The sequence below is a fragment of the Planococcus halocryophilus genome, from assembly GCF_001687585.2.
Lineage (GTDB): Bacteria > Bacillota > Bacilli > Bacillales_A > Planococcaceae > Planococcus > Planococcus halocryophilus.
Genome location: NZ_CP016537.2, coordinates 1,149,568 through 1,168,698, shown reverse-complemented (window position 1 = coordinate 1,168,698; position 19,131 = coordinate 1,149,568). Strand labels below are relative to the sequence as shown.

Annotated in this window: 26 protein-coding genes; 12 read left to right on the top strand and 14 right to left on the bottom strand. The window is 39.4% G+C overall.

All coding sequences use genetic code 11. From position 1 onward, the window contains the following. Nucleotides 1–2: 2 nt before the first annotated feature. The gene (locus tag BBI08_RS05800) at nt 3–206 is read left to right on the top strand and encodes a helix-turn-helix domain-containing protein (protein WP_008497679.1); all 204 of its coding nucleotides are present in this window, start codon (nt 3–5) and stop codon (nt 204–206) included. Nucleotides 207–266: 60 nt separating this feature from the next. On the opposite strand, the gene BBI08_RS05795 is transcribed toward BBI08_RS05800, so the two are convergent. Both BBI08_RS05795 and BBI08_RS05790 read right to left on the bottom strand, forming a co-directional pair. Then, nucleotides 267–527 (bottom strand): DUF1871 family protein, encoded by a 261-nt coding sequence (locus BBI08_RS05795; protein ID WP_008497680.1) that lies wholly within the window; start codon nt 525–527, stop codon nt 267–269. 90 nt (nt 528–617) lie between these two features. After that, nucleotides 618–1,310, bottom strand: a complete 693-nt coding sequence (locus BBI08_RS05790; RefSeq protein WP_008497681.1) for a peptidylprolyl isomerase — start codon at nt 1,308–1,310, stop codon at nt 618–620. 182 nt (nt 1,311–1,492) lie between these two features. Between BBI08_RS05790 and BBI08_RS05785 the strand changes: the two genes are divergently transcribed. From BBI08_RS05785 to mnhG, 8 genes are all read left to right on the top strand, one after another. After that, the gene (locus BBI08_RS05785; RefSeq protein WP_008497682.1) at nt 1,493–2,725 is read left to right on the top strand and encodes an MFS transporter; all 1,233 of its coding nucleotides are present in this window, start codon (nt 1,493–1,495) and stop codon (nt 2,723–2,725) included. Nucleotides 2,726–2,937: 212 nt separating this feature from the next. After that, nucleotides 2,938–5,352, top strand: coding sequence for a Na+/H+ antiporter subunit A (locus BBI08_RS05780; protein WP_008497683.1), 2,415 nt, complete (start codon nt 2,938–2,940; stop codon nt 5,350–5,352). After that, nucleotides 5,339–5,761: a Na(+)/H(+) antiporter subunit B gene (locus tag BBI08_RS05775; protein ID WP_008497684.1), complete on the top strand. Its 423-nt coding sequence runs from the start codon at nt 5,339–5,341 to the stop codon at nt 5,759–5,761. The genes BBI08_RS05780 and BBI08_RS05775 overlap by 14 nt, the downstream gene beginning before the upstream one ends. Beyond that, nucleotides 5,761–6,108, top strand: coding sequence for a Na(+)/H(+) antiporter subunit C (locus BBI08_RS05770; RefSeq protein WP_008497686.1), 348 nt, complete (start codon nt 5,761–5,763; stop codon nt 6,106–6,108). Before BBI08_RS05775 ends, BBI08_RS05770 begins: the two co-directional genes overlap by 1 nt. Next, a complete protein-coding gene (locus BBI08_RS05765; RefSeq protein WP_008497687.1) occupies nt 6,101–7,582 on the top strand; it encodes a Na+/H+ antiporter subunit D in 1,482 nt (493 codons plus the stop codon). The genes BBI08_RS05770 and BBI08_RS05765 overlap by 8 nt, the downstream gene beginning before the upstream one ends. 7 nt (nt 7,583–7,589) lie before the next feature. Next, nucleotides 7,590–8,069 (top strand): Na+/H+ antiporter subunit E, encoded by a 480-nt coding sequence (locus BBI08_RS05760; protein WP_008497688.1) that lies wholly within the window; start codon nt 7,590–7,592, stop codon nt 8,067–8,069. After that, the gene (locus BBI08_RS05755; protein WP_008428227.1) at nt 8,066–8,347 is read left to right on the top strand and encodes a Na(+)/H(+) antiporter subunit F1; all 282 of its coding nucleotides are present in this window, start codon (nt 8,066–8,068) and stop codon (nt 8,345–8,347) included. Before BBI08_RS05760 ends, BBI08_RS05755 begins: the two co-directional genes overlap by 4 nt. A gap of 19 nt (nt 8,348–8,366) precedes the next feature. Beyond that, entirely contained in the window at nt 8,367–8,714 is a 348-nt protein-coding gene (gene mnhG / locus BBI08_RS05750) for a monovalent cation/H(+) antiporter subunit G (protein WP_236610195.1), read from the top strand. 54 nt (nt 8,715–8,768) lie between these two features. Here the strand turns inward: mnhG and BBI08_RS05745 are convergent, their stop codons facing one another. Further along, nucleotides 8,769–10,262 (bottom strand): leucyl aminopeptidase, encoded by a 1,494-nt coding sequence (locus BBI08_RS05745; protein ID WP_065527843.1) that lies wholly within the window; start codon nt 10,260–10,262, stop codon nt 8,769–8,771. 150 nt (nt 10,263–10,412) lie between these two features. Between BBI08_RS05745 and BBI08_RS05740 the strand changes: the two genes are divergently transcribed. After that, nucleotides 10,413–10,889 (top strand): divergent PAP2 family protein, encoded by a 477-nt coding sequence (locus tag BBI08_RS05740; protein WP_008497691.1) that lies wholly within the window; start codon nt 10,413–10,415, stop codon nt 10,887–10,889. 53 nt (nt 10,890–10,942) lie between these two features. On the opposite strand, the gene BBI08_RS05735 is transcribed toward BBI08_RS05740, so the two are convergent. The 6 genes from BBI08_RS05735 to BBI08_RS05715 all read right to left on the bottom strand — a co-directional run bounded on the left by BBI08_RS05735 (nt 10,943) and on the right by BBI08_RS05715 (nt 14,447). Then, nucleotides 10,943–11,272: a YuiB family protein gene (locus BBI08_RS05735; RefSeq protein WP_008429461.1), complete on the bottom strand. Its 330-nt coding sequence runs from the start codon at nt 11,270–11,272 to the stop codon at nt 10,943–10,945. Nucleotides 11,273–11,454: 182 nt separating this feature from the next. After that, entirely contained in the window at nt 11,455–11,580 is a 126-nt protein-coding gene (locus BBI08_RS17110) for a YuiA family protein (protein WP_162138558.1), read from the bottom strand. A 140-nt stretch (nt 11,581–11,720) separates the two neighbouring features. After that, nucleotides 11,721–12,218 (bottom strand): NUDIX domain-containing protein, encoded by a 498-nt coding sequence (locus BBI08_RS05730; protein ID WP_008497692.1) that lies wholly within the window; start codon nt 12,216–12,218, stop codon nt 11,721–11,723. Between the two features lie 92 nt (nt 12,219–12,310). Next, nucleotides 12,311–13,525 carry an NAD(P)/FAD-dependent oxidoreductase gene (locus BBI08_RS05725; protein WP_065528536.1) on the bottom strand — a complete coding sequence of 405 codons (1,215 nt, stop codon included), beginning with the start codon at nt 13,523–13,525 and terminating at the stop codon, nt 12,311–12,313. A gap of 176 nt (nt 13,526–13,701) precedes the next feature. After that, on the bottom strand, nt 13,702–14,064 hold the full coding sequence (locus BBI08_RS05720; RefSeq protein ID WP_065527842.1) for a HesB/IscA family protein: 363 nt from the start codon (nt 14,062–14,064) through the stop codon (nt 13,702–13,704). 146 nt (nt 14,065–14,210) lie between these two features. Beyond that, complete coding sequence (locus tag BBI08_RS05715) at nt 14,211–14,447, bottom strand: NifU family protein (RefSeq protein ID WP_008429467.1); 237 nt, start codon at nt 14,445–14,447, stop codon at nt 14,211–14,213. 82 nt (nt 14,448–14,529) lie between these two features. Between BBI08_RS05715 and BBI08_RS05710 the strand changes: the two genes are divergently transcribed. Beyond that, nucleotides 14,530–14,856 (top strand): YuzD family protein, encoded by a 327-nt coding sequence (locus tag BBI08_RS05710; RefSeq protein WP_008497693.1) that lies wholly within the window; start codon nt 14,530–14,532, stop codon nt 14,854–14,856. Between the two features lie 122 nt (nt 14,857–14,978). On the opposite strand, the gene BBI08_RS05705 is transcribed toward BBI08_RS05710, so the two are convergent. After that, nucleotides 14,979–16,046 carry an NAD(P)/FAD-dependent oxidoreductase gene (locus BBI08_RS05705; protein ID WP_065527841.1) on the bottom strand — a complete coding sequence of 356 codons (1,068 nt, stop codon included), beginning with the start codon at nt 16,044–16,046 and terminating at the stop codon, nt 14,979–14,981. A gap of 153 nt (nt 16,047–16,199) precedes the next feature. Here BBI08_RS05705 and BBI08_RS05700 point away from each other — a divergent pair, with 153 nt between their 5' ends. Beyond that, a complete protein-coding gene (locus tag BBI08_RS05700; RefSeq protein ID WP_008497694.1) occupies nt 16,200–16,436 on the top strand; it encodes a YuzB family protein in 237 nt (78 codons plus the stop codon). A 107-nt stretch (nt 16,437–16,543) separates the two neighbouring features. Here BBI08_RS05700 and BBI08_RS05695 read toward each other — a convergent pair whose 3' ends face one another. From BBI08_RS05695 to lipA, 4 genes are all read right to left on the bottom strand, one after another. Further along, a complete protein-coding gene (locus BBI08_RS05695) occupies nt 16,544–17,317 on the bottom strand; it encodes a TIGR01457 family HAD-type hydrolase (RefSeq protein WP_008497695.1) in 774 nt (257 codons plus the stop codon). Beyond that, entirely contained in the window at nt 17,307–17,762 is a 456-nt protein-coding gene (locus BBI08_RS05690; RefSeq protein WP_008497697.1) for a DUF86 domain-containing protein, read from the bottom strand. Before BBI08_RS05690 ends, BBI08_RS05695 begins: the two co-directional genes overlap by 11 nt. 84 nt (nt 17,763–17,846) lie before the next feature. Continuing rightward, on the bottom strand, nt 17,847–18,173 hold the full coding sequence (locus BBI08_RS05685) for a YutD family protein (RefSeq protein ID WP_040850843.1): 327 nt from the start codon (nt 18,171–18,173) through the stop codon (nt 17,847–17,849). A 14-nt stretch (nt 18,174–18,187) separates the two neighbouring features. Beyond that, nucleotides 18,188–19,111 carry a lipoyl synthase gene (lipA, locus tag BBI08_RS05680; protein ID WP_065527840.1) on the bottom strand — a complete coding sequence of 308 codons (924 nt, stop codon included), beginning with the start codon at nt 19,109–19,111 and terminating at the stop codon, nt 18,188–18,190. Between the last annotated feature and the right edge of the window lie 20 nt (nt 19,112–19,131).

Sequence of the window (19,131 nt, the reverse complement as noted above, 5' to 3'; positions counted from 1 at the left end):
ATATGAAAAAAGAGTTACACGCACAATTAAAAGCGCTTCGCGAAGAACGCAACTTATCACTAGACGAACTCGCATTAAAAACACGCATTGGGATTGCTAGACTTCAAGCCTTTGAAAGTGGTGAAGAAGTTCCTTCAACCCAGAACATTATGATCCTTTCAAACGCTTTAGAAGTACCTGCTTCTAATTTAGTTGACGGTTTGTAATCTTAAAAAACTATTAATAAAAAGAGCGTTCGGCAAAATTTGCCGAACGCTCTTTTTGTTTTAAATGATGTGCTTTGCTTCAAATTTAAGTGCGATCAACTTGTAAGAAATGTCTACACATTGTTCTAATGGAATCCATTTCCCAAATGAATATTCATAACTTGTCTGAATGGTTTTTGCGAGTTCTGAAGGATGGTCTAAAACTTGCAATTGAGTAATCACATTGCCAATTTCCTGCCCATATGATTCGGAACCTATAGCAAATGGATCCCAATATTTCATGATTTCAACAGCTTTTCTGTTCATTTCATTCATACCCATTCGTTTCACCTAACATTTCTCTAGCGTTAAGGGCTATAATAGCACATAAAGTAAAAATAAAGCTGCAAAGCATTCTACAAGCCGTTTATGTTATTGCTGTAGAATTTTGATGGATTCGATGGTGACATCTTCTACCGGCTTTTCACTAACTGTTTCAACCTCTGCGATAGCGTCTACCACATCTAGCCCTTCTATTACTTGACCAAAAACAGTATGCCTTCCGTCAAGCCAAGGCGTACCTCCTTGTTCCAAATAAGCATCTCGAAGTTCTTGTGGATACTCTTTTTCAAACATATCTTCTGTAACTTCAGGCGCTTGGACAATGAAAAACTGGCTGCCATTTGTTCCTGGTCCTGCGTTTGCCATAGACAAAGCTCCTCGAATATTAACAAGGTGATCGTTAAATTCATCTTCAAAAGGTGCGCCGTAAATACTTTCGCCACCCCCACCCGTACCAGTCGGGTCTCCTGTTTGTAGCATGAAGTTTTCAATAACCCGGTGGAAAGTTAATCCATCGTAATAGCCTTCTTTTGCATGAGTCAAAAAGTTTTCAACTGCCTTTGGTGCTATCTCAGGAAATAGTTTGATTTTCATCATTCCCATCGATGTGTTGAATTCAACTAACGCTTCATCTTCAGCAACTTCTTGCGACAACTGCGGATAGCCCTCTACTTGAACTGGACTGTTTTCTGTCGTTGTTTCCGTTTTAGTTTCTTCTTGTTGAGCTGAACACGCGCCAAGTAAAAATGCCACTAAAATTGGTACTATGATTGTTTTTTTCATCTTTTTCACCCCGCCTTATTTTAGCATAAATACAGAAAACTAAAAATCAGCTTTTTCAACTCAAGACAAGACAACTTTCAAACTTACTTTTCCGAATAAATTGATAGTTTTCATTTCTTTCTTCGTGTGACGAAGTAATATATAATAGGAACAATTGCTCCTTTCAGAAAGAAGGGTTCCATATGGATACACAAAAAAAGAATTTCTTTATCATTATGTTCACTAACTTCCTTGTTGCCGGCAGTACCACGATGATTATGCCATTCTTATCTCTTTATATAGAGTCGCTCGGCAATTTTTCGGATGAATATGTGCAACGATGGTCTGGTTTAGTATTTGGTGTAACTTTTGTTGCGGCTTTAATTATGTCTCCTGTTTGGGGACGTATTGCTGACAAATACGGCTTTAAGCCCATACTAATCATTAACGGTTTTGGTATTGCTATTAGTATTTTTTTGATGGGGACAGCTGATTCCGTTACAGGATTGTTTATGATTCGCTTATTTATGGGTTTGGTTACTGGATTTATCCCTACCTCATTAGCTTTTGTTAGCTCACAAACTTCTAAAGAAAGCGCAGGAAAAACGCTTGGGACACTTCAAATGGGTAGTGTTTCAGGGACATTATTTGGACCAGTTCTCGGAGGTTTGATGGCTGATGCTTTTGGGTTTAAGTATACGTTCTTAATAACTGCAACCATTATCACCATTGCTGCTTTGTTTGTTGTATTTGGTTTACGTGAAATTAAACGCGTTAAAGTAAAAGGTGCACATGTCTACGCTCCGAAAACTATTATTAACGGCATTTTAAATCACCGATTAATGCTTAACGTTATGATTATCACAGCGTTAATTCAAATTGGGAACTTTAGCATCCAACCTTTACTTTCACTGTACGTAGCAGAACTAACAGCAGGCAGCGCTCAAGTAGCGTTTCTCGCAGGGGTTACATTTAGTGCCACCGGTGTTGGTAATTTAATGTTTGCCCGGCGTTGGGGACGCTTGGGTGATTCTATTGGCTACGAAAAAGTACTTGGCTTATTGCTCGTACTAGCATTTGTCTTTATCATCCCTCAAGCTTTTGTTACTGACCTTTGGCAATTAATTGTTTTGCGCTTATTCTTCGGAGTAGCAGTTGGTGGAATGATTCCAACTACTACTGCATTAATGCGCCGAGAAGCGCCGATTGAGATTCAAGGAGAAATTATGGGCTATAATACGAGCTTCCGTTTTCTTGGGAATATTATTGGTCCAGTTTTTGGCGGTATTGTTAGTGGATTTATCGGTATTTCTTCTGTCTTTATCGTGACGAGTATTTTATTTATCTTTGCTTTTGTCTTTCTTCGGATAACACTTGCAAAACCACAGCAAGATTTTGAAGACGTACTGCTTGAGCAAGAATTAAAGAATACGTAAAAAACTGTAGACAACTCGAGTTGTCTACAGTTTTTTTATGCTTTTTTTCGAAATTCGAAAATTTTTTTAATCGGGTTTCTTCCTATTTCAAAAGTTTATAAAAAGTGCATGGAATCTGATGGCATTAGTTGATGAGCGGTGCAAAACCACTCGATTTGCGTTATAATTTCTAATTAGAAACTCATCACGTTTATGCTGGAAGGAGGATTCATTTGTCATTTGTGTTATTAATCTTTTTACCTTTGCTAGCAGCCTTGTTTGTTCCGCTGTTATTTAAGAAAGTCGGAAAGATCCATACGGGCTGGTTTGTTTTAATGGTTCCTGTCGCTTTATTCAGTTACTACGTCTCATTGCTTCCTACAACAATTCATGGCGGTAATTTAGTGTCTGAATTCCAATGGATTCCTTCGCTTGATATCGCATTTATCGCGTATATCGATGGATTGAGCCTCTTGTTCACTTTGCTGATTACAGGTATCGGTGCTTTAGTGGTGCTATATTCCATTTTTTATTTGGACAAACACCGTGAACAATTACATAACTTTTACGTTTACTTGTTAATGTTCATGACGGCAATGCTTGGTATTGTCCAAAGTGATCACTTAATCACGCTTTATCTGTTTTGGGAATTGACATCGATTTCGTCATTCTTATTAATCGGATATTGGTATACGCGTGACCGCTCACGTTTTGGTGCATTAAAATCAATGATGATTACCGTGTTTGGCGGATTGATGATGCTTGGGGGATTTGTATTACTCAGTATTATGGGTGGTACGTATTCCATACGCGAATTGATTCCGCAAGCGACTGAACTGGTGTCACATGACTTCTTTATTTGGGCGCTCGTCTTGGTATTGTTCGGTGCGTTTACAAAGTCGGCACAGTTTCCGTTTTACATCTGGTTACCGGATGCAATGGAAGCGCCTACTCCTGTTAGTGCCTATTTGCACTCTGCGACAATGGTTAAAGCCGGATTGTACTTAGTTGCTCGGTTGACACCGATCTTTGCGATATCTGGTACGTGGATGTGGCTAGTCGCAAGTGTCGGACTATTCACTATGTTCTGGGGTTCGTTTTTCGCTTTAAAACAAAAAGACTTAAAAGGAATTTTGGCATTTTCAACAGTGTCGCAACTGGGCTTGATTATGTCATTGCTCGGTGCTTCAGCTGCGGGTTACCATATCGACAATATTGCTGAAACAACTTTTAAGTATGCTGGGTTTGCTGCAATTTTCCATTTGATCAACCATGCCGTATTTAAAGGCAGTTTGTTTATGATTGCCGGTATCGTTGATCACGAAACCGGTACGCGAGACATTCGCAAACTCGGTGGCTTGATGAGCTTGATGCCCATCAGTTTCACAGTCGCTATGATTGGCGCATTTTCGATGGCAGGTTTGCCTCCGTTTGGCGGATTTTTGAGTAAGGAAATGTTTTTGACCGCGATGCTGTCGTTAACAGAATTTGATTTGTTTTCTATGGACGTTTGGGGTATCTTGTTCCCGGTTGTTGCATGGCTTGGATCTGTTTTCACGTTTATTTACAGTTTCTATTTCGTATTCCACACATTTGCGGGCGAACATAAACCAGATCAATTGCCAAAACCTGCTCATGAAGCACCTATTGGTATGCTCATTTCGCCTGTATTCTTAGCACTTCTTGTAGTCGTGATTTTCTTTATCCCGAATCTTATCGGTGATTGGCTTGTTAAACCAGCCGTTTTGGCTATGCAGCCGTTCCTTTATGATTCACCAGAAGAAATTAAGATCCATGTTTCTGCCTGGCACGGATTTAATCCTGAGTTCTTTATGACACTTGGCATTTTCGCTATCGGATTCCTAATGTTTTGGACATTGCGTAAATGGCAGAAGAGTTACGATCTCTTCCCAGAAGCTATATCATTAAATGCACTTTACGACAATATGGTGTTTTTGAGTGATACCGGTGCAAACCGATTCTCAAGAATTTACATGACTGGTTTTATCCGTTCGTATTTGGTGTATATGTTTAGTTTCGTCATCTTCATTGTTCTTGGAACTCTATTCTTAACGGATGCATTTGCTATAGATTTCACAAATCTTGCACCTGTCGGATTTTATGAAATTGTGATTTTGATCGCATTAGTTGGTTCCACATTTACGATTCTTTTCTCTAAATCTAGACTCACAGGAATTATTGCACTTGGTGCTGTTGGTTATTCAATTGCCTTACTCTTTGTTATTTTCCGTGCGCCTGATTTGGCTTTAACACAACTCGTTATCGAAACGATTTCTGTTGCCTTGTTCTTGCTGGCGTTTTATCATTTGCCACAGATCAGCCGAAAAGAAGAACGCATGCGCTTCAGGTTTGGAAACGCACTTGTTGCAATAGGTGTTGGTGTAACAGTAACCTTGGTTGCCTTGTCTTCTCTGTCACAAAAAGCCATGCCTTCTATTTCCGAATTCTATAAAGAAACGGTTTATAAAGAAGCGGGCGGCGGAAATATCGTCAATGTCATTTTAGTTGATTATCGCGGATTTGATACATTGTTTGAAATTGCTGTATTGGCTATTACAGGTATTGGTATTATCACGATGATCAAACTGCGCTTGACGAAAAAGGAGGATCAGCATGAGAACAAATGATGTAATGCTTCAAACGGCCACAAAAGTAGTGACCTTCATCATTTTGATGTTTGCTGTCCACATATTCTTTGCAGGACATTATACACCCGGTGGAGGCTTTGTTGGCGGGTTATTGACTACTAGTGCCATTGTGCTGTTGATGCTATCTTTTGATATTTCAACAGTGAAAAAAATATTGCCTATCAATTACGTGACGATGACAGCTATTGGTTTATTAATAGCTCTTGCTACAGCATCTGGGGCAATTATCTTTGATGTTCCTTTTTTCACACATGCTTTTGGTTATTTTGATTTACCGCTTTTCGGTAAAACTTCCCTGCACTCAGCAATGTTGTTTGACGCAGGGGTTTACTTGGTTGTTGTTGGAGTTACGATGACCATTATTCAAACGATTGGAGAGGATGAATAATGGAAATAATTATGTCGGTTGCCATAGGTTTTCTCTTTATGGCAGCTGTTTACTTAATGCTTTCAAAAAGCTTAATCCGTATCATTATCGGTACAGGGTTATTGAGCCACGGTGCTCACCTTTTACTATTAACGATGGGTGGACTTGGTGGAAACTCTCCTCCTGTTGTAGCTCATGGAGTGAGTGTCAGCGATTACGCAGACCCTCTTCCTCAAGCATTGATATTGACAGCGATTGTCATTTCTTTTGCTGTAACATCATTTTTCTTAGTGCTCGCCTACCGGTCTTATCAGGAGCTTGGTACCGACAATATGAATTTGCTGAGAGGAACTGAAGATTATGAGTAATTTACTTTTGTTTCCAATCATCATTCCTTTGTTTTTCGCTGCTATCCTGATGATGTTCCCGAAAAACGTAAAGCTTCAGCGCGTGTTAGCTGTGGTTGGGGCTGGAGCCGCTTTACTTTCTGCTCTTGTACTTCTGGCAAAAGTTAATACTGACGGTGTTCAAGCCGTAACACTTGGTAGCTGGCCTGCACCTTTTGGTATTTCCATGGTGTCGGATCCACTTTCCGCTTTACTAGTTGTCACAGCATCCGTTCTCGTGTTGCTTGTTATTTTTTATAGCATCCCAACTATTGGTTTGAGACGCGAACAATCATACTACTATCCTGCAGTACTCTTTTTGATGGTGGGTGTTAACGGTGCCTTTACAACAGGCGATATTTTCAACTTATTCGTTTTTGTTGAAGTGTTGTTAATGGCTTCTTACACATTGATCGTCCACGGTGGCGAAAAGCCTCAGTTACGTGAATCCATCAAATACTTGCTTGTGAATATCATTTCATCTGCTTTATTTGTTGCCGCTGTCGCTTTTCTTTACTCGGTTACGGGTACATTGAATATGGCGGATTTGGCAGTAAAGATTCCGCAGATTGAAGAAACCGGTATTTTAACGGTTATCGCCGTCATGTTCCTCGTGGTTTTCGGTTTTAAAGCCGCTATCTTCCCTTTGTATTTCTGGTTGCCTGGATCGTATTATGCACCACCGATTCCGATACTTGCACTGTTTGGCGCGTTGCTGACGAAAGTCGGTGTTTATGCGATCATGCGTACATACACATTGTTCTTTACGATGAATGTTGGATTTACTCATGAATTGCTAGGAATTATCGCGATTCTCACAATTTTTGCTGGTTGTGTTGGTGCTCTTGCTTACTTTGATGTAAAAAAAATTATTATCTACAATATTATTATTGCAGTTGGAGTTATTTTGTTCGGAGTTGCTCAATTAAACCAACCGGGCATTGATGGATCTATTATGTATTTAATTCATGATATGATGATCAAAGCTGCATTGTTTTTCTTAGTTGGTATTATCGCTGTATTATTTGGTACAACAGATCTTCGCAAAATGGGCGGATTAATCAAAACTTATCCGGTTCTAGGCTGGGTTTATCTATTGACTGCCTTTGGCTTAGCGGGTATTCCCCCACTTAGCGGTTTCCCAGGAAAGCTACTTATTATTCAAGGAGGATTTGAAGGTCCGCAGTTTTGGGGTAGTATTGTCGTCTTGGCAACTAGCTTAATCGTGCTACTTAGTTCTGTTCGTATCTTCGTCTATGCTTTCTGGGGACAGCCAGTTGAAACGGTTCCTTTGAAAAAATCAACTTTCAATCAAATGTTTATTCCAACGGTCATCCTTGTTGCCATGACAGTGGTATTCGGGGTCGGTGCGGAACTCTTCATGCCCCTTATTTCAGGTGCGGGTGAAGTGCTGCTGAATCCATCCATCTATATCGATGCGGTCTTAAAGGAGTAGGTGACATATGGCTTTACAAATTTTATTGAATTTCTTCTTGGCCTTTGTCTGGATGTTCATGACCGTTTCCTTTAGCCCGTCAGGATTCGCGATTGGCTTTCTAGTTGGCCTTGGTATCATTATTTTAATGCGCCGGTTCTTTTCATACCGGCTATACACTTCAAGAGCATGGGCGGTTATCTCGCTGTTTTTCTTGTTTCTTAAAGAACTATTCAAATCAAGTATGCAGGTTTTGTTTATTGTGATTAAACCGAAGATGAATTTAAAGCCCGCTATTTTCGAATTAGAAACCGAATTAAAAGAAGACTGGGAAATCACGTTATTGTCTGCGTTGATTACGTTAACGCCAGGAACGCTTGTTGTCGGTATTTCAGATGACCAGAAAAGACTTTATATTCACGCGCTCGACTTTGATGATATTGAAGATGCCGTCAATTCCATTAAAGATACATTCGAACGTGCGATTTTGGAGGTGAGCCGCCCATGATGACGTTTTACTGGGTTTCACTAATTCTTGTTAGCTTAGGCTTTACTGGCCTTCTTTTCCGACTTGTTAAAGGCCCGACAATTGCTGACCGTGTCGTAGCACTCGATGCAATCGGAATTGCACTGGTATCGATTGTCGCTTTGTTGTCTTTAATCATCGAGACAGAATTCTTTCTCGAAGTCATCTTGTTGTTAAGCATCTTGTCCTTTATCGGAACGACCGCTTTTGCGAAATTCCTTGAGAGAGGAGAGATTTTCGATCGAAACGACCATAATTAACATTGTTATCATTGTATTAATGAGCACAGGGGTCATATTTAGCTTGGTTACGGCTCTTGGGCTTATCCGTTTGCCAGATGTTTATACGCGCACACACGCTGCTTCTAAGAGCTCTACGCTTGGTGTCCTTTGTGTATTGCTTGCCGCCTTTATCCACTTTTGGTTAATCGAAGGTATATTCAATACACAACTAATTATTGCGATTGCGTTCTTGTTTATTACCGCTCCTGTAGGCGGACATTTAATCGGACGTGCTGCATATATGTCCGGCATTAGTGTTGCTGACGAAACAGTGCGTGATGATATGAAAGTCGCAATCAAAAACAAAAAGGACGAATTGTTAAATAACAAAACGCCTGAAGAATAAAAAATAGCCAGCGAAAAGTATATTACTTTTCGCTGGCTATTTTATTTTAATTTTTCATTGCTCATCTGCCATTTTTTCAACTAGCATCGCGAGCGTACGTACCATCGCGCCCGTACCACCTTTTGGTCCAAGATCGTGTGCGCTGTCTGCATCTGAAGTTCCTGCGATATCTAAATGAATCCAAGGCGTGTCCCCTGCAAATTCGCCAACAAATCCGCCGCCAAAAATCATATGGCCATCGCGTCCTGGTGAGTTGTTCAAATCTGCTACATTGCTTGTGCGAATGCGTTTTTTGTCACTTTCTGTTAACGGCAAGCGCCAAACAAATTCGCCACTTTCCATAGAGGCTTCTAAGAAAGTTTCAAAAAAGGCTTCGTCGTTTGTTAAGGCACCTGTTTTGTCTTTTCCTAACGCAACAATAACTCCACCTGTTAACGTCGCAACATCAACGATTTTTGTTGCTCCCAGTTGTTTCGCATAACTCACAGAATCCGCTAATACTAAACGACCTTCAGCATCTGTATTTAAAATTTCAATAGTCTTACCACTCATGGAGGTTATAACATCATCCGGTTTAAAGGCATTGCCAGAAATCATATTATCTGTCGAAGCAATAACAGCGATGACGTTTTGTTTTGGCTGAAGTTCACCAATGATTTTCATAGCACCTAGTACTGCCGCTGCTCCGCCCATATCGCCTTTCATTCCTACAATGCCGTCTTTAGGCTTGATTGAGTAACCACCAGTATCAAAGGTAATACCTTTACCAACAAGCGCTAGTGGATCTTCAAACCCTTCTGTTGCTTTGTATTTCAAGACAATAAGACGCGGTTCTTCGGTTGAACCTTGGTTGACAGCAAGAATTGCTCCCATACCGAGTTCTTCAAGTTCTGCTTTTCCTAAAATATCTGTTTCAAAGCCATAAGTTTCTCCAAGTTCTCTTGCGTATTCGCCCATTGCTGTTGCTGTTAAAATATTTGCAGGCATATTAACAAGTGTTCGAGCATCGTTAACAGACTGGCCAAAAATAGCCCCTACTGTTGCTGCTGCTTCCACATCTTCTTGCACTTCTTCTGCTAGGAAAGTTAAGGTTTCCAATTTTACTTGTGTTTCATTTGATGTTGTTTTGTAATCATCAAAGCTATAGCCGCCCAATGTAATCGCTTCTGAAGCTAAATAAGCAACATCTTCACTGCTAATCGAGTCGTTTTCAAATGACTCCATATAAACCGCTGCGTGTTTAATTTTTTTCTTCGCTAGTTCTTTGCCGACTAAACCAAAGCAAGAACGGAGATCTTCTTCAGTTAACTTTTTCCGGTCGTTTAATCCGATAAACAATACGCGTGGAATTGCGCCAGAAAGTGTAGGATACGTAATGACAGATTTTAAATCATATGATAAATCTTGTTTTGTCCAACTTTCCAATTTGCCATCAAATCGTTTCGCGAAATCGTCCCATCCTTTGCTGTTCTCAGGATGACGGCTTAAGCCGACAACGAGGATTTCTGCTTGATTGTCCTGTGAATGTTGGTGTAATTCGATTTGCATAAAACTCCTCCTTTTATACGTTCTCTGTAAGTGTAGCATTTAATCCGACATTCGAGTAGTTCGTGTGACGAAGGAATAAAACAGGACTGACTTTTTGTTGTCTATGATATACTAAGAGAACTTATTTAAACAGAAAGGCTGTGACACCACATGGAAATTTTCTCTAACACCCCTCTTATGATTGCGTTATTTGCAATTGTCTTTGCTCAATTTATTAAAATTCCGATTCAGTACGCCGTAACCCGAGAACTTGACTGGAAACTTTTTTCTTCAACTGGAGGCATGCCGAGTTCCCATTCAGCTGCGGTTACCTCTTTAACGACAGCAGTAGCTTTTGAACATGGTGTTTCTTCAACGATCTTTGCAGTTTCTACGATGTTTGCAGTTATCACGATGTACGATGCCACGGGTGTCCGTTTTCAAGCAGGGCAACAGGCCTTGACTATCAACAAAATGCGCCAAGATATTTATATTTTCATGGAAGAAACCAGAAAATGGCCACAGAAAAAAGAAGAAGAAAAAATTCAAGAACTTAAAACCTTACTTGGTCATAAACCAAGTGAAGTGTTTATGGGTGCTTTAACAGGTATTGCCATTTCCTTTATCGTTTATGGCATATTTAGATAACCATCACATTAACGTAAAAATCGCCGATCCGTTTTACCGGATCGGCGATTTCTTTAAAACATTTGATAACCCATTTTGCGTAAAATTTTCATGACAAAACCTGACGTGATCGCGCCTGCCCAACCAGCAAGCAAAACAGCTATGTCACTGCCTGTCATAGATGTAATGGTGTCTCCAAGCATGGCAAAAGATTCACCTGGGTTGGTGAAATAATCAAAGACGCCTACATCATCCACAACCAATAAAATGACTACCGGATAAACGACAGCCATTAGCCAAGTCATCCGAAGTAACATATTCAATAAAAAACCAATTCCGAAGAACATAACATAAAAAAGCAACATCGAAATAATCAATTGCACAATCGTAAATGAACTGTTCATGAATTCTAACCTCCGTTATTCCTTTCATCAGTTTAACCGAAAAAACAAAGGCTTTCAATCCAACTGTACAGAGTTCATTGCTTTGTCACTTATCCTATATGGCAGAAGCCAACTCCTATACAAAATTTCCGCAAACAAAAAGCGAACGGAATCTTTCTTTCCATTCGCCATCATCAAACTAATTATTTTTTCCCTGAACCCGAACAGCAGGAGCACGTTTCTGAACCACCCAGTCGTAATTGAAAGTAGCCTTGTCCTGAACAATACGGGCAATTTTTGACATTTTTATCCTTTTTAAAGATTGTCATTTGAAACACCTCCTTCTATTCTTGTTTGTAATATTCTGATAATATAGCACGACTTTATCTAGAGCGCAATAGATAAAGTCTGTATGTAACCGCTATCATCGATATTTTCTTTATTTTTTTTAATTTTATTCGTTTAGCTGCTATTTTCTAAAAAATAATTTGTATTCTGAATAACCAAAACCTTTTCCGGGGTCCACATGATTTATAGGTGTTAACCCTTTTTCTAATGAATAGTAAGCCATTTCAACAAGCATTACAGATGCTTCTCCGCTATTGGCTAATTCTTTAGGGGATAACCAATCTGCTGAATATAACTCAGATAATTGTGCCACTACAGGCTGCTCCTCTTTTATCGCTTTCAATAAAAATATGGCCATGTTATCGCTAATTTTTTCTTGAAGAACACCAGAACGAAATCCAATCAGTTCAATCATCTCGCAGTCAATTCCGGTTTCTTCTTTAACTTCTCTCAAAGCTGCCTGATCAATTGTTTCATTGCCTTGCACAAACCCAGCTGGTAATGACCACTTCCCATGCAGACCGCCATATCTCTTTTTTACAACGAGCCACTCGCCATTTGAATTTACGACAAGTCCGGCTGCACCAAGCCAAACATTTCCACGCTTATTAGTTGCCACAAACATCCCTCTTTCTGCTAAAAATCGTTTAATGCAAATGCTCTAAAATTACAAAAAAAGCTCCCCGCAAAGGGAGCTTTTGAATGTCTATCTTATAGAACGTTAAATTTACCTTTTTTCATCACGAGCATCGGTCCGCCGATCATGAATAACGCACGGTTATCAATCATTTTTTTCATAAATGAAGCTCGTTTGCCTGTTACTTTTTTGCCAAAAACAACGCCAATCGCATCATCTTCACCAAGTGAGCAAACCGTTCCTTTAAGATCTGGAACAAATTCAACTGTTGTGTCATTGCTCATTAACGCTTTTAAGTTTTTCGCCACAACTTCCCCTTGCTGCATAGCAATCTGCGCAGTTGGTGGATACGGACGATTTGTTTCTTCGTTGATCATCAACGCACAATCACCAATGATGAATACATCATCGTAGCCTGGAGCACGTAGATCTTTTTCAACTTTAACGCGAGCGCGCATATTTTCAATAGCTGTAGCTTCAATTAATTTGTTGCCACGAATACCTGCAGCCCAAACTACTGTGCCAGCTTTGATGAATTCAAATTCATCGTCGCCTTTTTTAATTTTAACGCCTTCTGGAGTTGCTTCTACAACTGGCGTGCCAATTGAGAATTCAATGCCTTTAGACTCTAAATGGCCCACAGCATAATTTACTAGCTCTGGATCGAATCCAGGTAATACCATTGGCGCAGCTTCTACACAAACCACACGAACTTTTTCATTTGGAACATCGTACTCTTTGCAAAGTTCAGGCACACGGTTAGCCAGTTCTCCAAGGAATTCAATGCCCGTAAATCCAGCTCCTCCAACGATAATCGTTAAACGGCTGTCGTCTTTAACTGGCTCTGCAGACCACGTAGCAAATTGGAATTCAATGTGCTCACGGATGTAACGTGCAGCTTTTACGTTAGCAATTGACAATGCATATTTATCAAGACCTTCAATTCCGAAAGTTTCACCTTCGAATCCAAGAGCGATGACAATATAGTCATATGTAAATTCGCCATTATCTGTCGTAACTTTTTTGCCGACTACGTCAATTGCTTCAACAGTCGCTTGCACAAATTTAACTTTGACACTATCGATTACATCTTTAATGTCGTAGCGCACTTGCTCAGGAAGTAATGTACCTGCAGCTGCTTCGTGAAGCCATGTGCTTTCGTAATGGTATTCGTTTTTGTTAATCAATGTTATGTCTGCAGCATCTGTATCCAGAACTTTTTGCAAGTTTACTACAGTAGTTAATCCACCGTAACCTGCACCTAATACTAATATTGACGGTCTTTTCAACACAATCGCAACCACCTTCAAGTCATTTTTTAATCGAATATCGTCAAAACGGTAAAACCATGACGCACCGATAAACATCTATCCTCTATATTAGACCTATTACTGGATGATTTCAACCGAATAATACGTTTAACCTAGACTTATCCACAAGAAAAAAGCCGGTTTGTGACCGACTTTTAACAATTTTCAGGAGTACCTTCTTTTTTCGCTGTGCGGAATGATGTTCCACAACCGCAAGATGCTATGGCATTTGGGTTTTCAATTGTAAAACCGCCACCCATTAAGGACTGTTTGTAATCGACCACAGTGCCTTGAAGAATCGGAGCATCTTCTTTCGCAATTAAAATCGGAATATCAAATTGTTCGTAACGGTCATCTTCATCCGTTTTTTCTTTTTCAAACCCCATACCATATGTTAATCCACTACATCCGCCACCTTTAACGGCAACGCGCAAATAGGAACCTTCTTCTTCGTTATGACGCATCATTTCTTTAATCTGGAATGAGGCTGCTTCTGTAATTTCAACTACTTCTGTCAATCTGATCACCTTCCTCTAACTCTATCATAGCAATCATTTCTATCATTGTTCAAGCCGTGGACCTTAAATTAATGTGTAATCGAATTAAGAATAATAACTTCCATTTATTTATATAGAAAAAGAGACCTAAAAAGGTCTCTTAGCATTTAAAATACTTGCTCTACTTCTACGATTCCAGGAACTTCTTCCACTAACGCGCGTTCAATTCCTGCTTTTAATGTAATGGTCGAACTTGGACAGCTTCCGCATGCGCCGAGTAAACGAAGTTTTACGATACCATCCTCTATATCAACAAGTTCACAGTCTCCCCCATCACGCAAAAGGAATGGACGTAATTTATCTAAGACTTCCATTACTTGATCTTCTAGCAAAGCTTCAGTCATTTATATCGACTCCTTTCATTATAATCATTATAATGTGATTAGCGGGAAAAAGCCACTAATGAATTCACAGGGGGTCCAAATTATGAAGAAGCAATTATCTATAGAAGTCTACGGAACCGATGTTATTTGTGCAAGTTGTGTCAATGCACCTTCGTCAATTGATACTTATGAGTGGCTAGAAGCCGCCATCTCAAGAAAATACAAAGATCAACCATTTTCAATTACCTATATCGATATTGAGAAACCGATTGAACTTGATCATCAAAAAGATTATGCACAACGTATTATGGATGATGAATTTTTCTATCCTTTAGTTTTAGTTGAAGGTGAAGTTGTTGGAGAAGGTTATGTACAGTTAAAACCTGTTTATCGCGAACTTGAAAAACATGGTTTTTCAGAAGTTGAATAAAAACTAGTAAAGGTTTTAGAATGAGTACATTCCAAAACTTTTTTTCTCTAATAATAACTTATTACAAAAAAACTGTAGACAACTCGAGTAAATAGAGTTGTCTACAGTCTATGTGTTCTTTATTATCCATTATGCCATTTGTACATCCACAATACGCCTGATTTCATCAAACGGGCAATGCGGCCTGTGACTGTACGATCTGCTAAATAAGCAAATCCTTGTTTTTTCCCTAACGAGCCAAGGAATCCTTTTAGCTTGATTTCAGGCATCGTTTCAGGCAAAGGTTCGTCTTTCCAAATTGCTTTTAATACTTTGACGATTTGCTCTGCTTGCTCTTCTGCTAACTGTGCAGAAGGAGCCATAGGTAAAGCAGCACAATCACCTACTACATAAACATGATCATCATTTGGTAATTGATGATATTGGTTGATCACTACTCGTCCAGTAGTGTCACAATCAAGACCCAAATCACGAACCGGTTTAACAGGCTGAATACCAGCTGTCCAAACAACTGCATCTACAGAGATCGTTTCTTCATGATTGTGGAGCAGCTTCGGTTCAACTTGCGTAATATTTGAATTTGATACCACGTCAACATTATGGTTTTCAAACCAGTTTTTCACAAAATTACTTAAGCGTTCAGGGAAATCACGTAAAATCCTGGGACTGCGGTCAAACAACTTAATGTTCAAGTCTTTTCGGCTTTCCCGCAATTCACTAGCTAACTCAATACCACTTAAACCTGCTCCTACGACACCTACTACTGCGCCTGCAGGCAAGCCAAGCAAAGCTTGATAAGTCGCACGCGATTTACCGATTGTTTGAATACTGTACGTAAATTCATCAGCTCCTGGAACGTTATGATATTTATCTTCACAACCTAAACCAATAACTAAATCATCATATGCAATACGGTCACCATTTTCCATGAAAATGCACTTTTCTTGAAGACCGATTTCCAATATTTCACCATTAACAAGCGTTAAACGCTCATGCTCTGGAAAAGGTACACGGACTTCGTGGTCCGACTCTGTACCGGCTGCTAACGCATAAAATTCTGTTTTCATGCTGTGGAAGGGGGTACGGTCAATCAGAATGATTTCGGTATCTTGTGGTAAGCTGGTTGGCAATAAACGAAGCAAAATCCGCATATTGCCGTATCCGCCTCCAAGTAAGACTAATTTTCGCATAAAAATCTCCTTTAAATTTCGTCTGTCTGATCAATTTTCTCACATATGAGTATAGCTGATTGTGATAACTTTCACAATGCTTTCGCTAGAAATCAATTAATTGACTCTAGTCGCTAAAAAAGGTAGGATTTCGTTGTAGTGAGGTGACTTAGAATGAAACCAATTGTAGAATTTTGTATTAGCAATATCGTCAATGGTGCGCAAGGTTCTTTTGAAAAACTCGAACGAGATCCTAATCTCGATGTTTTGGAATACGGCTGTTTAAGCTATTGCACAAAATGTTCCGAGTCTTTATATGCTTTAGTCAATGGCGAAATCGTTGAGGCCGAATCTCCAGATGAATTGACTAAAAAAGTCTATGAATTCATAGATAAAAATCCATTATTTTAAACCTTCACCGGTTTTTAATACGAAAGAAACTGATACGTATTGTGTTATTATACAATGCACCGTAGCCCAGCAAAACGACATAAAGTCACTTTGCTGGGCTTTTTTTTTCATATTTTCCAGTAACCAAGATTGTCAATTGTGTAAGTTGGTGGATGCTCTTTCTCTACCACTGTCTCTGTACTGCTAACACCTGTATTGACATGAATTGTATCGATTCCAAAACGGATCCCCGCTTGAATATCAGTATCGTAGTTATCCCCAATCATCACCATCTCACTTTTTTCGAATCCAGATTCATGCTGAATCGCTTCTAGCATATGAATTTCCGGTTTGCCGATAAAAACCGGCTCGACTCCAGTTGATGCTGAAACGAGACGTGTGATTGCTCCATTACCAGGTAAAAAGCCTTTTTCAGATGGAAAGGCTAAATCTTTATTGGTAGATAGAAAAACAGCGCCTTTTCGAACCTCTAAACAGGCAGTTGCGAGCTTGTCGTATGTAATACTTCGATCAAGTCCGATTAATACGATATCTGCCTCTTCTTCTACTCGTTCAAGTCCTTCTTGACGCAAAGCTTGGTCTAAGCCATCCGAACCTATCATATAGACGGTTTTTTCAGGGTACCAACGTTTAATATATTTTGCTGCCGCAATTGCAGAAGACATAATGCGCTCTTTTTTAGCTGCAATACCAAAACCAGCCAGTTTATCTTGTAATTGTTGTTGGGTCTTCGATGCATTGTTTGTGATGTAAAAAGGTTCGATTTCTTGTTGCTGTAGCTGCTCGATAAACTCTGCTGCCTCTTCAACTATTTCTGATCCACGATAAACCGTTCCGTCTAAATCAAGGCAATATGCTCGATACGTTTTTCTAGTTTCCATTTTTCGTCTCCGGTATAAATGCTGAAACTGGTCCAAGCTCATGAACTAAATAATGTTCAACTTTTGGGCCAAATGCTTTTAACGATTCAATGTTTTCATCTAATGCTTTTACAATTGCTTGCTGATCTACTTTCATAAATTCACGAACTAGCATTTTCCGCAAGGCAATTACTTGTTTCAGCGGTTGGTCCATCTCTTTAGTGATCACTTTTTCATCAACTAAGATATCGATAATGTCATCGTAACTTCCAGGATCACGCATAATAAATCCGTCAATCATTGAATTTCCAACATCGATAATCGACTCGATAATGTTTGCACCTAAACGCTCTAAAGCGAGCTGCTCGCCAAATGATGTCCATTGTTGCTGAGCTTCATAAAATTCCACTAAAGCATTCATATACTGAATCGTTTCAGTGATTTTGTTACGGTCAATAAAATACATAAAAATACCCTCCAATAGGCGTTTGAAAATCTATCTTTTCTTTCTTTATCATATCATATTGCATAAAAAAAACCCTCTAGCGGATTATTCATCCGCTTCGAGAGTTTGCTCTACAACTTCTTCAGTTGGAGGAGTTGCTTTTCCAACTTTTTTTATAACAAAATAAGCGCAACCGAAATTGCAGTATTCGTAAAGATAGTCCTGCAAAGTACTTATTTTTGTGTCATACGTCGCCTTGTGGTTCGTATCTTCAAAAAAGCCTTTTAACCGTAATTGCCCATAGCCCCAGTCACCTAATATATAATCATATTTCGATAAAATTTCGCTAAAACGGGTAATGATAGCCTCTTCTTTAAAACCTTCTCGGTGGTCAATTAGTATATCGTATTGCCATTGATCCAATGTAATCATTTTTTCACCATCCATTAGCTGTTTATAGCAGCTGCTTGTATATCGCCGAGACGCTGACGCTCTTTAGCAGCTGCATTGACTTGCTCATCCGCATGGTAACTGCTTCGAACTAACGGACCTGCTTGGCAATGCGAAAACCCTTTAGTCATCGCAATTTCCCACAATTCCTTGAATTCTTTCGGCGAATAATATTTTTGTACACTTAAATGTTTTTTCGATGGCTGTAAATATTGTCCGATTGTCATGATATCGACATCATTCGCACGCAAATCATCCATAACTTCAATAATTTCTTCTTTTGTTTCTCCCAAGCCAATCATCAAAGAAGATTTTGTTGGGATTTCTGGATGCATTTCTTTTGAACGTTTTAACAACTCCAGTGAGCGGTCATACTTAGCACGTGCACGAACTCTTGGGGTAAGACGACGTACTGTTTCGATATTGTGATTTAAAATATCCGGTTTTGCATCCATTAGCCGTTCTAGATTTTCATAGACTCCACCCATATCAGACGGCAAGACTTCGATAGTTGTAAACGGATTAGCACGTTTGATCGCTCGGATGGTTTCGGCAAAAACCGCTGAACCACCGTCCTTCAAATCGTCCCGCGCCACCGCTGTAATAACTGCATGTTTTAAATTCATCATTTTTACAGATGCCGCTACACGTTCTGGTTCCTGTAAATCCAACTCATTTGGCAATCCTGTTTTGACTGCACAAAAACGACACGCTCTCGTACAAATAGCACCTAAAATCATAAAAGTTGCAGTTCTACGTGTTCCCCAGCATTCATGGATGTTTGGACATTTCGCTTCTTCACAAACCGTGTTCAAGTTATTTTCTCGCATCATTTTTTTTAAATCGGTATAGTTTTCATTGGTATTTAATTTAATTTTTAACCAATCAGGCTTTCTGAGATGTTCTTTTTTTTCTGTCATATACATCTTCCCCTGTCTAT

What these genes read in the sequence shown, in the direction of transcription:
- BBI08_RS05800 (WP_008497679.1), top strand. Translation starts at nt 3, where the DNA reads ATGAAAAAAGAGTTACACGCACAATTAAAAGCGCTTCGCGAAGAACGC.
- BBI08_RS05795 (WP_008497680.1), bottom strand. Translation starts at nt 527, where the DNA reads ATGGGTATGAATGAAATGAACAGAAAAGCTGTTGAAATCATGAAATAT.
- BBI08_RS05790 (WP_008497681.1), bottom strand. Translation starts at nt 1,310, where the DNA reads ATGAAAAAAACAATCATAGTACCAATTTTAGTGGCATTTTTACTTGGC.
- BBI08_RS05785 (WP_008497682.1), top strand. Translation starts at nt 1,493, where the DNA reads ATGGATACACAAAAAAAGAATTTCTTTATCATTATGTTCACTAACTTC.
- BBI08_RS05775 (WP_008497684.1), top strand. Translation starts at nt 5,339, where the DNA reads ATGAGAACAAATGATGTAATGCTTCAAACGGCCACAAAAGTAGTGACC.
- BBI08_RS05770 (WP_008497686.1), top strand. Translation starts at nt 5,761, where the DNA reads ATGGAAATAATTATGTCGGTTGCCATAGGTTTTCTCTTTATGGCAGCT.
- BBI08_RS05765 (WP_008497687.1), top strand. Translation starts at nt 6,101, where the DNA reads ATGAGTAATTTACTTTTGTTTCCAATCATCATTCCTTTGTTTTTCGCT.
- BBI08_RS05760 (WP_008497688.1), top strand. Translation starts at nt 7,590, where the DNA reads ATGGCTTTACAAATTTTATTGAATTTCTTCTTGGCCTTTGTCTGGATG.
- BBI08_RS05755 (WP_008428227.1), top strand. Translation starts at nt 8,066, where the DNA reads ATGATGACGTTTTACTGGGTTTCACTAATTCTTGTTAGCTTAGGCTTT.
- mnhG (WP_236610195.1), top strand. Translation starts at nt 8,367, where the DNA reads ATGAGCACAGGGGTCATATTTAGCTTGGTTACGGCTCTTGGGCTTATC.
- BBI08_RS05745 (WP_065527843.1), bottom strand. Translation starts at nt 10,262, where the DNA reads ATGCAAATCGAATTACACCAACATTCACAGGACAATCAAGCAGAAATC.
- BBI08_RS05740 (WP_008497691.1), top strand. Translation starts at nt 10,413, where the DNA reads ATGGAAATTTTCTCTAACACCCCTCTTATGATTGCGTTATTTGCAATT.
- BBI08_RS05735 (WP_008429461.1), bottom strand. Translation starts at nt 11,272, where the DNA reads ATGAACAGTTCATTTACGATTGTGCAATTGATTATTTCGATGTTGCTT.
- BBI08_RS17110 (WP_162138558.1), bottom strand. Translation starts at nt 11,580, where the DNA reads ATGACAATCTTTAAAAAGGATAAAAATGTCAAAAATTGCCCGTATTGT.
- BBI08_RS05715 (WP_008429467.1), bottom strand. Translation starts at nt 14,447, where the DNA reads ATGACTGAAGCTTTGCTAGAAGATCAAGTAATGGAAGTCTTAGATAAA.
- BBI08_RS05710 (WP_008497693.1), top strand. Translation starts at nt 14,530, where the DNA reads ATGAAGAAGCAATTATCTATAGAAGTCTACGGAACCGATGTTATTTGT.
- BBI08_RS05705 (WP_065527841.1), bottom strand. Translation starts at nt 16,046, where the DNA reads ATGCGAAAATTAGTCTTACTTGGAGGCGGATACGGCAATATGCGGATT.
- BBI08_RS05700 (WP_008497694.1), top strand. Translation starts at nt 16,200, where the DNA reads ATGAAACCAATTGTAGAATTTTGTATTAGCAATATCGTCAATGGTGCG.
- BBI08_RS05695 (WP_008497695.1), bottom strand. Translation starts at nt 17,317, where the DNA reads ATGGAAACTAGAAAAACGTATCGAGCATATTGCCTTGATTTAGACGGA.
- BBI08_RS05690 (WP_008497697.1), bottom strand. Translation starts at nt 17,762, where the DNA reads ATGTATTTTATTGACCGTAACAAAATCACTGAAACGATTCAGTATATG.
- BBI08_RS05685 (WP_040850843.1), bottom strand. Translation starts at nt 18,173, where the DNA reads ATGATTACATTGGATCAATGGCAATACGATATACTAATTGACCACCGA.
- lipA (WP_065527840.1), bottom strand. Translation starts at nt 19,111, where the DNA reads ATGACAGAAAAAAAAGAACATCTCAGAAAGCCTGATTGGTTAAAAATT.